The sequence below is a fragment of the Solibacillus silvestris genome (genome assembly GCF_051967575.1).
GTDB classification, from domain to species: Bacteria; Bacillota; Bacilli; order Bacillales_A; family Planococcaceae; genus Solibacillus; species Solibacillus silvestris_B.
This window is the reverse complement of record NZ_JBQCJW010000004.1, coordinates 65,614-78,844: the sequence shown is the minus strand read 5'-3', so window position 1 is coordinate 78,844 and position 13,231 is coordinate 65,614. Positions and strand designations below refer to the sequence as shown.

General features: G+C 40.1%; 10 protein-coding genes. 9 read left to right on the top strand and 1 reads right to left on the bottom strand.

What is annotated here, in order from left to right; genetic code table 11:
- The first annotated feature begins 465 nt into the window (after nt 1–465).
- The 8 genes from ACTHOQ_RS03835 (at nt 466) to ACTHOQ_RS03800 (ending at nt 10,532) form a co-directional block, all read left to right on the top strand.
- Entirely contained in the window at nt 466–2,658 is a 2,193-nt protein-coding gene (locus ACTHOQ_RS03835) for a HelD family protein (protein ID WP_440494347.1), read from the top strand.
- A gap of 49 nt (nt 2,659–2,707) precedes the next feature.
- A complete protein-coding gene (locus ACTHOQ_RS03830; RefSeq protein WP_440494346.1) occupies nt 2,708–3,523 on the top strand; it encodes an undecaprenyl-diphosphate phosphatase in 816 nt (271 codons plus the stop codon).
- 1,112 nt (nt 3,524–4,635) lie between these two features.
- Nucleotides 4,636–5,049, top strand: coding sequence for a MarR family winged helix-turn-helix transcriptional regulator (locus tag ACTHOQ_RS03825; protein ID WP_440494345.1), 414 nt, complete (start codon nt 4,636–4,638; stop codon nt 5,047–5,049).
- A complete protein-coding gene (locus ACTHOQ_RS03820; RefSeq protein ID WP_440494344.1) occupies nt 5,049–6,236 on the top strand; it encodes an MFS transporter in 1,188 nt (395 codons plus the stop codon). Before ACTHOQ_RS03825 ends, ACTHOQ_RS03820 begins: the two co-directional genes overlap by 1 nt.
- A 199-nt stretch (nt 6,237–6,435) precedes the next feature.
- Nucleotides 6,436–7,602, top strand: coding sequence for an aminotransferase-like domain-containing protein (locus ACTHOQ_RS03815; RefSeq protein ID WP_440494343.1), 1,167 nt, complete (start codon nt 6,436–6,438; stop codon nt 7,600–7,602).
- A 295-nt stretch (nt 7,603–7,897) separates the two neighbouring features.
- A complete protein-coding gene (locus ACTHOQ_RS03810) occupies nt 7,898–8,830 on the top strand; it encodes a LytTR family transcriptional regulator DNA-binding domain-containing protein (RefSeq protein WP_440494342.1) in 933 nt (310 codons plus the stop codon).
- A 146-nt stretch (nt 8,831–8,976) separates the two neighbouring features.
- The gene (locus ACTHOQ_RS03805; protein WP_440494341.1) at nt 8,977–9,825 is read left to right on the top strand and encodes an ABC transporter ATP-binding protein; all 849 of its coding nucleotides are present in this window, start codon (nt 8,977–8,979) and stop codon (nt 9,823–9,825) included.
- Nucleotides 9,822–10,532, top strand: coding sequence for an ABC transporter permease (locus tag ACTHOQ_RS03800; RefSeq protein ID WP_440494340.1), 711 nt, complete (start codon nt 9,822–9,824; stop codon nt 10,530–10,532). Before ACTHOQ_RS03805 ends, ACTHOQ_RS03800 begins: the two co-directional genes overlap by 4 nt.
- A 140-nt stretch (nt 10,533–10,672) precedes the next feature.
- Here the strand turns inward: ACTHOQ_RS03800 and ACTHOQ_RS03795 are convergent, their stop codons facing one another.
- Nucleotides 10,673–10,873 carry a cold-shock protein gene (locus tag ACTHOQ_RS03795; protein WP_440494339.1) on the bottom strand — a complete coding sequence of 67 codons (201 nt, stop codon included), beginning with the start codon at nt 10,871–10,873 and terminating at the stop codon, nt 10,673–10,675.
- A gap of 498 nt (nt 10,874–11,371) precedes the next feature.
- On the opposite strand from ACTHOQ_RS03795, the gene ACTHOQ_RS03790 reads away from it, so the two are divergent.
- Complete coding sequence (locus tag ACTHOQ_RS03790; RefSeq protein ID WP_440494338.1) at nt 11,372–13,054, top strand: methyl-accepting chemotaxis protein; 1,683 nt, start codon at nt 11,372–11,374, stop codon at nt 13,052–13,054.
- The last annotated feature ends 177 nt before the right edge of the window (nt 13,055–13,231 follow it).

The window sequence follows — 13,231 nt, the reverse complement described above, 5'->3', positions numbered from 1 at the left end:
TAAGGAAATGTAGCGGAATTGTTACGGAATGTAATAAAAATACAAATTGTTTCCACTAAATGAGAGTGCGTTGATAGGGATTAATAAAATGAAGTTTTTCTGAAAAACGTTTTCCGGGAATAATAAAAAATGACCAAATGAAATGACTGGATATAAAGCTTGAAAACACGCATAAAACATCACTGTCCATTCGGAGTTTAAAAGCGAAGGGAGAAAATGCAAAAGAATAAAATGCAAGGAATCGGAAGTTTCCGTAATAATTATTTGATGAACAATCTGTTGAAGGAAATATGGACATAATGTGTCATTGGATGAATGCCGTAAATAAATAGTCCGCTAAGTAAAATGAAATGCACGGCAAACGGGGAGAATAGTTTGGATTGAATCCAGAGCCATTTTGATGTAGCATGGATATTCATGTGAATTTAACATTTTACTTTCGGAGCATTTGGAGGCGAACCGAAGATGGAACAAACGATATGGCAGCAAGAACAGGCGCATTTAAAGCAAATAAGCGCCCTGTTAAAACAGCAAATAGACATACAAACAAGCCATTTGAAAAAACAAAGGGGCGACATTGTAGAGGAGCGTACACAAGCTTCCTCGGAATTCAATGATATTTCAGGCGAAAGCGCCATCCAGTTTTCGCAAATGCTGCAGACGATGCAATTGCGTGAGCGTGAATATTTGAATGCCAGTGAACAATTAGCCAAAATGCAGATTTTATATAAAAGCCCTTATTTCGGACGCATTTCAATTGAAAATGAACAAGGCGAGCATGAACACCTATATATTGGTTTATCGACATTCCGTGAGCCAAAAACGGATGATGTATTAATCTATGATTGGCGGGCGCCGATTTCGAGCCTTTTTTATGAAAATAAAATAGGGCAGGCGCGCTACCAGATTCCGGATGACGAATATATTCCCGTAATGATAAAAGGCCGCCGCCAGTATAAAGTGAAGTATGATGAGCTGCTGCAAGTGCTGGACGCGGATATTTATGTAGGCGACGAAGTGCTGCAAAGCCTTTTATCTGATACAGCAAAAGAAAAGATGAAATCGATTGTCGCAACGATTCAAAGCGACCAGAATATCGTCATCCGCTCATCAAACAAGGATAATTTAATCGTGCTCGGACCTCCTGGCAGCGGCAAAACGTCTGTTGCAATGCAGCGGATGGCTTTTTTATTATATGAATATCGTCAAACAATGAATGCACGTAGCATTTTGCTCATTTCGCCATCCGATTTGTTCAATGACTATATTTCGAATGTATTGCCGGAGCTCGGCGAGGAAAATGTGCAGCATACGACGTACTACCGTTTATTGCGCGATTTGAAATTAACGCGCTACACTGCCGAAACAAGCTACGAGAATATTGAACGTCTGCAAACGGCGGACAGTGAGGCGCGTGAGCATTATGCATTTAAAGGCTCGCATGATTATGTAAAACAATTATTGAATTATGTAGCGAGCATGAAAAAGACAGGCATGCCGTTTTATAATTTAAAAGTGGAAGGAAAGCTGTTTGTTTCGGCGAAAAAGCTGACGGAGCTGTTTTATGAAAAATTCGCCGGACTGGACATCGATTTTCGCCTGAAAAAAATCCGGACAGTGCTCCTGGAGAAAATGGGGCAGCAAAAGTCGAAAGACCGCAAACTATTGATGAAGGAATTGAAGGCGGTAAATGCTTATATCGGAACAGATAAAGAAATCGAGCAGCAAGTGAATGAAAAACTTCAAAAAAAATATGGCGGGCTGGAAGGGACGATTCAACAGCTAGGCTTCGTCAATTTAAACAAAATGTATATAAAATCGCTCACATTCCAAAATGACAATTCATTTACGCAAGCAATCCAGGCAGCAACGACTGAAACGCTGAAAGACCGCATATTATATTACGAAGATTTGGCGCCAATCATGTATTTGCAGGCGATCGTCAAAGGCTTGTATACCGATAGCACAATCAAGCATATTGTCATTGACGAAATTCAGGATTATTCGTATTTGCAATTATTGACGATTAAGGCGATACATCCGAAAGCGCATTATACATTGCTCGGGGATAAAAACCAAGTTGTGCACCCGCAAATGAAAGATTCGCTCGCCGGTCCGTTATCGAAGCATTTCAAAGTGGTCGAGCTCAACAAATCATACCGTTCTACAAATGAGATCACGGATTTTATGAGCGCGATCTTAAATAATACGACGACACAATCTCTCGGGGTGTCAGGCGACAAACCGCGAATCATCGAGACGAATTCATTGCTTGACACAATTGCGCATCTCGTTGATTCGAATTTTGAGCGACACGATAGCTTTGTCATTTTATGCAAAAATAAATTGGCATGTGAGCAGCTGTACAGTGATTTAAAGCCGATTATTCCACAATTGCAGCTCATTACGGAAGAGCAAAAGACGTATATGAAGGGGCTTCTCATTATGCCGGGTTATATGGCGAAAGGTTTCGAGTTTACGACCGTCGTAGTGGCGGATGCGACCGACCATGTATACGCTGAGGAAATGGATGCGTATTTGCTGTATACGATTGCTTCCCGTGCGACACGCCAATTATTTTTAATAACGGATGGAACATTGCCAAAAGCGCTTGCACACATCGGTGAACAGTATTATCGTAAAGAAGTGAACATTTAGGCGCAATTGGACGTCTAACGGAAGATGACAACTTTTTTAGGAGATATGCATGGAAAACTTTGATTTAATTTTAATTTTAAAGCATCTCATCATTGGTTTAGTGCAAGGCTTTACTGAGCCAATCCCGGTTTCCTCCAGCGGCCATGTTATGATCGCAAGCGAAATTTTAGGGATGGGCGAACAGGGCTTCACATTTGCCATTTTAACGAATACAGCATCATTGTTCGCTATTATGTTTATTTACCGCGAAGATATTATTCGTTTGATTACAGGCTTTTTACTGTTCATCAAAACACGTGACCGTCGATACCGCGCTGATTTCAACTTCGCGTTATATGTAATCATCGGCTCTGTTCCGGCAGGGGTATTGGGCATTCTGCTGAGTGATGTCATTGCGGATAATGTCAGTATGACGACAATTGCGATCATGCTGTTTGTTACAGGTATCGCGCTTTGGCTGATCCGTAATCTGCGCGGGACAAAGCGTGACGGGGATTTAACGTCAAAAGATGCATTACTGGTCGGTTTAGGGCAGGCGGTGGCATTAACACCGGGCATTAGCCGCTCCGGCGCAACAATTATATCCGCGATTGCAGTCGGAATGAATCAGGAAACAGCTTTGCGCTTTTCGTTCATGCTTTACATTCCGGTAAGTCTTGGCGGGGTAGTATTGGGGATCACCGACTTCCTGGATGAGCCAAATAAAATGGATTTGGCTCTTCCGTATACGGTGACATTCTTTGCCACGCTAATTATGACATATTTTGCGATGCGCTGGTTTATGGGCATCATGAAAAACGGCAAGCTGCATTATTTCACGTATTACTGCTTCCTGGTCGGTATTTTATTGCTGATCTTCTTTTGAAAATGATGAACACGCTCACAGTCTTTAACGGCTATGTGGCGTGTTTTTTATTGTTAACCAGGAAATTATGGATTTTAGCATTTGAGATAACTTTGCAGGAGAGTGTTGACCCCGTCCAGGTAAACCGTGCCAACTTCTCGCACGAGGAGATCCCGCTGTACAAAAGGAGTGGACTGAAAAACTACGGTTATTTAAAATCTCATTTCGTTTTTAATAAAAGCTCCCTCTCATTCACATTTAATGATAGGGATTTTGGCTCTCAATTAAGTGATGAGAAAATAAGCGGTTCTTAGTACTGACGGTCTCACCTTTCGCACTGTAAAAACATCAGCTGACGGCTAGTGCCTTTCGCTACAAGATTTTCTCTTCGACGAAAGCATAGCGGCAGGAGCACCGAGGGAGAGAAGCTCGTGTAGAGCCGTGCCCGCGAAAGCGTCCGACCCGCAATGGAAATCAACCCCATGTTATGGTGGGTGTGAACCAAATAAGCGGAGATTTTCCGGTTATTTGCGCAAGAGAGCCTATTTCGAGGGGAATAAGCGGAGTTTTTCCGGTTATCCAAAGGAAATTCCTCCATTTTCTTGTTTTACGAGTCAATAGGCGGAATTTCTCCGTCTATTTAGGCCATTTTCGATTGTATTTTTTAAATAGGCGGAATTTTTCCGTCTATTTATTAAAGAGGCACTTAAACGGCCCTCCCAACTGTTAATAGCGGCTCTCTCTTCATCCCAGTTGCGGGAATGGGCCTCTACTTCATCCTCTTGCCGTTCGCTTAAAATAAACTTGGATTTCCCCGGGGGTGTTCAGTGCCCTCTGCAAAAGAAAGGCGCTGAAAAAGTGGCGAACGTTTACTTTTGCGTAGGGGTCCTCCAAAACTTGCGGCTCACACGATGTGAGTCATTGGGGGCATGCCACAGGACTTGTCGTTTTGCCCACCCGGAGTTGAACGGGTGCTTTAGTGTTTTTATTCTGTTGAGCAAGAAGTTTTATTAAACAAAAGTTCAAGAGTAAGGGCTTTTTAAATTTTGCTGTTCTCTTGACAAATGAAGCAATTTTATATTTAATTAGTTAGTCTAACTAACTAATTTCAAAGAAGAAATGGAGGCACACGCATGACGTTCTTTTTACAAATACACCGTTTTCATAAACGCTATACCGCACAGCTTACGAATATGCTGACTGTATATGAGCTTACGAATGCGAACTGGTCTTTGCTGCAATACTTGGCGAACGGGAAGATGGCGACGACGAGCCAAATTGCAAAGTACTGGGATGTGGAGAAGCCGACTGTTTCGGCAAATGTAAAGACATTGATGAAACAAGGTCTTATCCAAGTAAAACCAGGGGATGATAAACGCGAAAAATATATAAGCCTGACGGAAAAGGGCGAAATATTATACGGGAAAATTTCCCCGGAAATTGAATTTCTACAAAATCAGCTATTATTTATGCTTACAGAAGAACAACAGGAGCTTTTCCAGAAAGCGTTGTCCAATATGGAAGAAATATTGAAAGAAGGATTATGATGAAGGAAATAAAAGAGCCGATTTGGACGAAGGATTTTATTATCGTATCGATCATTAACTTTATATCGATTTTAGTATTCTTTCTTTTAATGGTGACAATTTCAAGCTATGCAGTAGAAGCATATCATGTATCTACAAGCATTGCAGGCCTTGCAGCGAGTATTTTTATTATCGGTTCATTGATGGGACGATTAGGAGCAGGGCGGCTGATCGGAAATATGGGCCCGCAGAAGATGCTTCTAATTGGCCTTATCGTGTTTTGCGTTACAACATTGCTCTATTTGCTTGAATGGGGCGTTGCCTATTTATTGACGATCCGCTTATTGCAGGGGGTTGCAGTCGGAACAATAGGTACAGCAACCGGAACAATTGTCGCAATGATTTTGCCGGCATCACGTAAAGGTGAAGGGATTGGATACTTTAGCTTGAGCGCTGTTTTGGCTACAGCGATCGGCCCGTTTATCGGGATGTTTATGCTGAAGCTTGAAAATGGCTTTCATGTCATTTTCTATACAAATACCGTGCTGTCGTTTATTTTGTTGATCGCTTTTTTCTTTGTCAAAATATCTTTGCCTCAAACGAACAAAAAGAACGGGCAACAGACAGGGAATCTATCTTTGCTTGAAAAATTTATTGAACCAAAAGCTATACCAATTTCGTTTATTGCTTTATTAATTGGCTTTGCATATTCAGGCGTCATGTCGTTTATTACGTTTTATGCCAAGGAGATTAATCTAGTGGAAGCGGCAAGCTATTTCTTTTTGGCATATGCAGCAATTGTCATATGTTCGCGTCCATACACAGGAAAACTAATGGATGCACGCGGACCGAATATCATTGTCTACCCTTGCCTTGTTATTTTCGCGCTCGGCATGCTGTTGTTCAGTCAAGCTTCAGCCGGCTGGATGCTGTTGGTTGCAGCAGCACTGATTGGCTTCGGGTACGGGAACTTTAACTCGATTGCGCAAACAATTGCAGTGAAAGTGACAGAGCCGCATCGATTTGGCTTAGCTACATCAACTTATTTTATTTTATATGATTTAGGATTAGGGGTAGGGCCGTTTATTTTAGGGATGGTTGAGCCATATACAACATACCGTACTATATTCGTTTCAATGATTCCGTTGATTGTCATTAGTATTCCACTATATTATTTCCTTGTAGGAAGAAAGGGAAAATTAGTGTAAATGCATGCAGCTCCATGCGATATCTCCGTTAATCGCGGGAGATAGCCAGCAAAGCCGTTTCGGAATGAAGCGCAACGGATTTTATATAGAAAGAAAGGGTTATGTTAAAGATTTTTTAACTTTTAGCATAACCCTTATTGTTTATTATACTGAAAAGTGATAAAATTTTGAAAACTTAAACAAAGGAAGATAATTCATTATGCAATATTCTGATAGCATTTTAAAGACACCATCATCATTCATCCGAAACATTTTAAAGGTGACGGATGCAGCCGATGTAATTTCATTTGCAGGAGGCTTGCCGAATCCCATCTCTTTCCCGATTGATGCTTTAAAACAGTCAGTGAATGATTCGATTGATTCGAGTGGGGCAAAGTTATTTCAGTATTCCACAACACAAGGCTATTTGCCGCTTCGTCAGTATATTGCAGACAAATACAATAAAAAACAGCCGAATCTAAATTACACAGCGGATGATGTTTTAATTACGACGGGCTCGCAACAAGCATTGGAGCTTATTTCCAAAGTATTATTGAATAAAGGTGATGGTGTCATTATTGAAGAGCCCGGCTATTTAGGGGCGATTCAAGCATTCACATTGCGCGAGCCGACTTTTTACGGCATTACACTGGAAACAGAAGGCTTGAATGTCGGACAATTAAAGGCAGCGCTGAAAAAACCGGATATTAAAATGGTATACACCGTTCCAAACTTTCAAAATCCAACAGGTTTGACATATACAAAGGAGCGCCGTGAAGAAGTATTCGAAGCCGTAAAAGATAAGGACGTAATATTTATCGAGGATGACCCATATGGCGAGCTTCGTTTTACAGGGGAGCATCTGCCTTATATTGCAGCGGGCAAAATGGCCAATAGCGTCGTACTCGGATCTTTTTCAAAAACAGTGACGCCTGGCATGCGCTTAGGATATATGCTGACGAAAAATCATGAGCTATTAAATCATGTGGAAACAGCAAAGCAAGCAACGGATCTACATACGAACATTTTCGCGCAGTATATTTTGCATCATTATTTAACGAATAACGCGTATGAAGAACATGTCGAAAAGATCATTGCCTTATACAAAGAACAGGCAGATGCAATGTTGGCTGCGATGGAAACGTATTTCCCGCCGCATGTTTCATACACAAAACCTGAAGGCGGCATGTTCATTTGGGTAACGATGCCCGAAGGAGTAAATGCGCTGGAAAAATTTAATGAAGCGATGGAGCAAAAAGTAGCTTTCGTGCCAGGGAACCCGTTTTACACAACGAATAAAGAAGTGAACACGATGCGCCTCAATTATACGAATGCCACACCGGAAATTATCGAAGAAGGCATTAAACGTTTAGGCAAAATTTTATAATGAATCTATAAAGGCGATTGTTTTGAGTAAATCAAGCAATCGCTTTTTGTATGGAGAAAAAGTGGTTATTTTTTGCATTAAACCCGTTTTTTCAGGAAGTAAATGTCCAGCCAATTACCCCAAAATGCTGGTGATATAATAAACTTGGATTTTCAGGGGATTTGTAGAAATTTGAAATAGAAAAAATAGTATAATTATTTTAACTTCATTCAGCGTGCATCTTCAATGTCCGCTGAACGCAATTACGCTTAGGTGTAATTGATTTGAGCTTTCTATATTAAAGGAGTGTGCAAATTTGAAATTAATATTTGAGGCGATCGAGGCTTTTGGGGAAACTCTTTTGCCAGCATTTGAACTGACGGCAGAAACATCATCAATCAATATTTATACAGATGTCACAAAAATGGATTACTTGACGAATCAATTTTCGGACATGCCGGAAGTTTTCATTCATATACAGGAGAACGGACATTACGGTCGACTGACGGTGGAGGAAACATTTCGGTTTTACTTGAAATTGCATAACAGAAATGATTCTGCCGAGTCGCTCATGAAAATATTCGGCTTGGAGCAGCTAAGGAAAGTACGGGTTAGCGGACTGACTTCCAGTGAACGCCACGTACTAAGCTTTTTGAATGTCTATTTGCAACAAAAGGACTTGCTCGTTTTAGTCGAACCTTTTCAAAATTTGAAGCAGCTTGAACGTAAAGTGATTTTCCATTTAATTATGCAGCTTCAGCAGTCAGGGAAAAATATTATAATACTATCGAATAACTTGGAGCATTTAATCAATTTGGGAGGCGAAATTTATAGACTGGATTTAGAGGGGCTTCACACGCTTGATGTGAAAGAGGAACAGCCAGAGCAGGCACCGGCTGAAACTATTCAAATTAAAATCGAAAAAATCCCGACAAAGAAAAACGAAAAAATCATTTTATTTAACCCGCCTGAAATTGATTATATCGAAAGTATTGAAGGGGAAGTGTTTGTATATGTCGCTGGGGAAGGATATCCGTGCACACTGACATTGAATGAGCTTGAGAAGCGGTTGCATCATTTCGGTTTTTTCCGTTGCCACCGCTCATATATCGTCAACTTGCAAAAAGTGCGGGAAATCATTTCATGGACGCGCAATAGCTATAGCCTGTCACTGCAAGGAACAAGCAAATCCGAAGTGCCGTTGTCGAGAACAAAGCTTGCAGAGCTGAAAGAAATTGTCGGAATATAAAAGATTTCCTGGGAAATAGGTTGTACCGTTTATCGTTTTATAACACCAAACAACACCAAAAAGCGACAATTCACCGTTAATATAATGCGACCGTACTGGTTCTCCTTTAAATTTAAGGTAACACCGATTCAAGGGAGGAAATAATGATGAAAGCCATTATAGAAGTACAAAACTTGCAAATGAAGTTCGGAAAGGAAGAAGCGTTGAAAAATGTATCCTTTTCTATTAAAAAGGGGGAAATTTTCGGTTTCCTTGGTCCAAGCGGTTCCGGAAAAACGACGACAATTAAAATATTAACAGCTCAATTGACACAGACAAACGGCCAAGCTTTCGTTTTTGCACAGCCTGCCGCCGAAATGAGTAAAGTGAAAAATAAGGAAAAGTTTGGAATTTTGACGGACAACAGCGGATTGTACCAACGCCTATCTATTGAAGAAAATTTATTGCTGTATTGTCATTTATACAACTTACCGGAAAGCACGGTGGAAGAAGCTTTAGCATTTGTTAATCTGCAAAAGGATCGCAAAAAAAGAGTGAACCAGCTTTCTAAAGGAATGATGCAGCGCGTCATTTTGGCGCGTACGATTATGCATAAGCCGCCATTGCTTTTTTTGGATGAACCTACATCAGCATTGGACCCAGTAAATGCCCAGCATATTTATAACGGCCTTCGTCAATTGAATGAATTGGGCACGACGATCTTTTTGACGACACATAATATGGCGGAGGCGGAATTGCTATGTGACCGCATTGCATTCTTGCATAAAGGAGAAATCCGCGAGATTGACTCGCCGGCAGCTTTAAAGACAAAGTACAGTGACCAATCATTCACTATCGAGCTGGAAAATGGGGAGCAGCATGTCGTTCATAACGGCGAGCAGGGGGCAACTCAAGTAATGGAATGGATGAAAGCATCGCGTGTGTCGCGCATGTATTCGAACGAACCAACATTAGGCGATATTTTCGTACAATTAACAGGGAGTGATTTAAAATGAATATTTCAATTAAACGAATTCAGGCAATCTTTATGAAAGACTATAAAGAATTTTCGCGAAATTATGCAGTATCATCTGTCATATTGACACCGATTATCCTCGCTTTATTTTATGGGCGTGTCGGTGCAGGTTCGATAGATATGTACTTTTTGCCGTTAAACATGACTTTCTCGATGGTGACGGCGTATATTCAAGCATGCTTGATTGCGGAAGAAAAAGAGCGTAATACATTGCGCGGGCTAATGATGTCCCCTGCTTCGACAGCGGATATTCTACTAGGGAAAAGCTTATTGGTTTTTATTACAACTGCAGTTATTTTATTCGTTTCGTCTTACTTAGTAGGTTATATGCCAAGTCAAATAACGCCTGTGGCATTAGCATTGGCCGTTTCAACGGTATTTTATTTGGCACTTGGTACAATTTGCGGGCTATATACGAAGTCAATTATGGAAGCCTCATTGGCGGTATTGCCGATAATGATTATTTTCACATTCGGTCCAATGGCAATAGCTTTAGGAGAAAACCATCTCTTATATAAAATCGTAGAATGGCTGCCGAGTACTCAATTATTGCAGTTGGCCGAGCAGGCAGAAGCAAATGCCGAATTTACACAGTTAATCGGTCCGTTGGCGGTCATCGGTGTATGGACGATCATCGCTGTATTATTATCGGTCGCACTATTTAAAAAACGCACGAAAGATGAATAGCGAATAATGAAAAACAGCTTTGCTGAAAGGATTGACTTTCGGCAAAGCTGTTTTATGTCAATTATGAATCTACAAAAAGAAGCATACTCGGATTAGAGCATGCTTCTTGCAACTAACTATATGAACTTAATTCGTTAAAATTAAAGTTTTACTACGTTAGTAGCTTGTGGGCCACGGTTGCCTTCTTCAACGTCGAATTCAACTTTTTGACCTTCGTCTAAAGTTTTGAAACCTTCGCCTTGGATAGCTGAGAAGTGTACGAATACATCGTTACCGCCTTCAACTTCGATGAAACCGAAACCTTTTTCTGAGTTAAACCATTTTACTGTACCTTGTTGCATGAGAGAAAACCTCCAAAAAAATTAATTAATTGAATTGCTAAATGTATAAAAAAATTCACACATTAAAAAAGGGAGCGTACACGTTCACTTTTTTAATATGTGAATTAATCGTAAACAGCTTAAGCAATTTAATTATTCTTATTGTATAACAACTTTATCCAACTGTCTACAAAAATTTCTCGGAAAGATAAGAAAATTTTTGACTTTTCGTACAAATGAAGGAATAGAGCGGTTTTTATTTCCAGATTTTATTATATTGTAGCATGTGCATTTATAAAAATGCCAAAATTTTTATGAAAGCTATATGGACTTTTTAATTTAAAAATTACCTTCGAGCTGCTTATAAACATTCATGCTATTTACTTTCATTCTAAATAAATGGTTAATTTCAGCTAAAAATATTTAAATTTATCATTAAAATTATGATGACTTATTGCCTAAATATTGTATATAATTTCTAAGTAAATAAAAAACTATTATTTTAAGGAGAAATATATTTTGAAACGTTCAATATCAAAAAAGTTATGGTTATCATTTTCTGTGTCCATTGTATTGATTCTTTTAATTAATATAATCGGTTCATTATCTATAGAAAACGTTAAAAGTCGCTATGATAAAATTTTAGACAAAGATGTGGAACGCATTAATTATGCGCGCGATTTGGAAGTTGCCCAAAAGGACATGGCAACCCGATTATTGGAGTATGTTGCAACAAATAAAGAAACAGCAAAACAAGAGATTGACCAAGAGATTGAAAATGGGTCAGTTGCGGCACGGGGATTGATCGAATTAAGCAAAGATGAGGCTTCCCTTAAATTATTGGAAGATCTAAAAGTTAAAACGGTGCAATTGTTCGAATCCAATGAATTAATTTTGGATTTGAAGAGCAAAGGGCAGGACATATCTGTGCATCAAGCAGCGTCAACAAGCTTGAACAATGAAATATTGGAAATCATTTATCAAATTATCGATGTTCAAAACGGAAATATTGCAAAAACACGCGCAGAAATCGATAAATACCAAAGCAGTGCCATCGCATTTATGATTGCATTTACTCTTCTTTCAATTGTATTAGCGTTAATACTTTCAGCTTACATGAGCCGCCATATTTCGAAGCCCGTAGGCAAAATGACAAATGCGCTCGAGGAAATTGCCAAGGGGAATTTAGCTATGCAGCCTTTGCAAATCAAGAACAAAGATGAAATCGGCGTGATGGGGCAAAGCTTTAATGCGATGCTGGCAGACTTGCGGAATATCGTATCGAATGTCAATGATTCATCGATGCAAGTGGCTGCAAATGCGGAGGAACTTTCAGCAAGCTCGCAACAAAGCCTGGCATCTTCGCAAATGGTAGCAAAATCAGCAGAACATCAGCTGAATACAAGTACAGAGCAATCGCGTTACATGGACGCATCAATCGTTTCAATGAACGAGCTGCGTACGAGCATTGATCAAATTTCTGGTGATAATGAACAAATGCTGTATGCTACGACAGATGTTAAAGAATTAATTGACCAAGGCGCGATGTCAATCCAAAATGTGGTGGATCAAATGGAAACGATTCACGATACATTTAAAGATACAACGACTATGATGCATACGATGGCACAGCATTCGAATAGCATTCAAAACATTACGAGCATTATTACAGATATTGCGGACCAGACGAATCTGTTGGCATTAAATGCCGCAATTGAAGCAGCGCGTGCAGGAGAGCATGGGAAGGGCTTTGCTGTCGTAGCAGAGGAAGTACGGAAGTTGGCCGAGCAGTCAAAAAATTCGGCGACGAAAATTGGCAATATGGTGCAGCAAATTCAGCAAACTTCCAATGATGCGACTAAAACAATCGTTGAAGGCGGCGTGAAGGTTGATGAAGGGATGGAAAAAACTTCGGAGTCATTACGTGTATTCCACAGCATCGAAACAGGTATCGGCGAAGTTGTCTATCGTGTGGAATCCGTGTCTGCAGCGGTAGAGGAAATCCAGGCAATGACCGGTTCAGTAACAGACAGCGTGAAGCATGTTCAAGAACTTGCGGCAAGAACAGCCGACACAGCAAGCGACACAAGCGCAGCAACAGAGGAACAATTGGCCGCTACAGAAGAAATTTCGCACAATGCGTATTCACTATCTGAATTAGCCGAACAGCTACAGCATGAAGTGAGCCACTTTAAACTATAATGAAGAGGAGCCATTAGCAGTATTTTGCTAATGGCTCTATTATTTATGGATAGGGAATTAAAGTTATTACTGTAATCTATAAGGTGCGATATTATCGCAAACGTTTGCGCAAGATGCATTCTTCAAAGAAATAGCCAATCCACTTTTAAAAAAGGTGGAGGGGGATTTATTTATTTT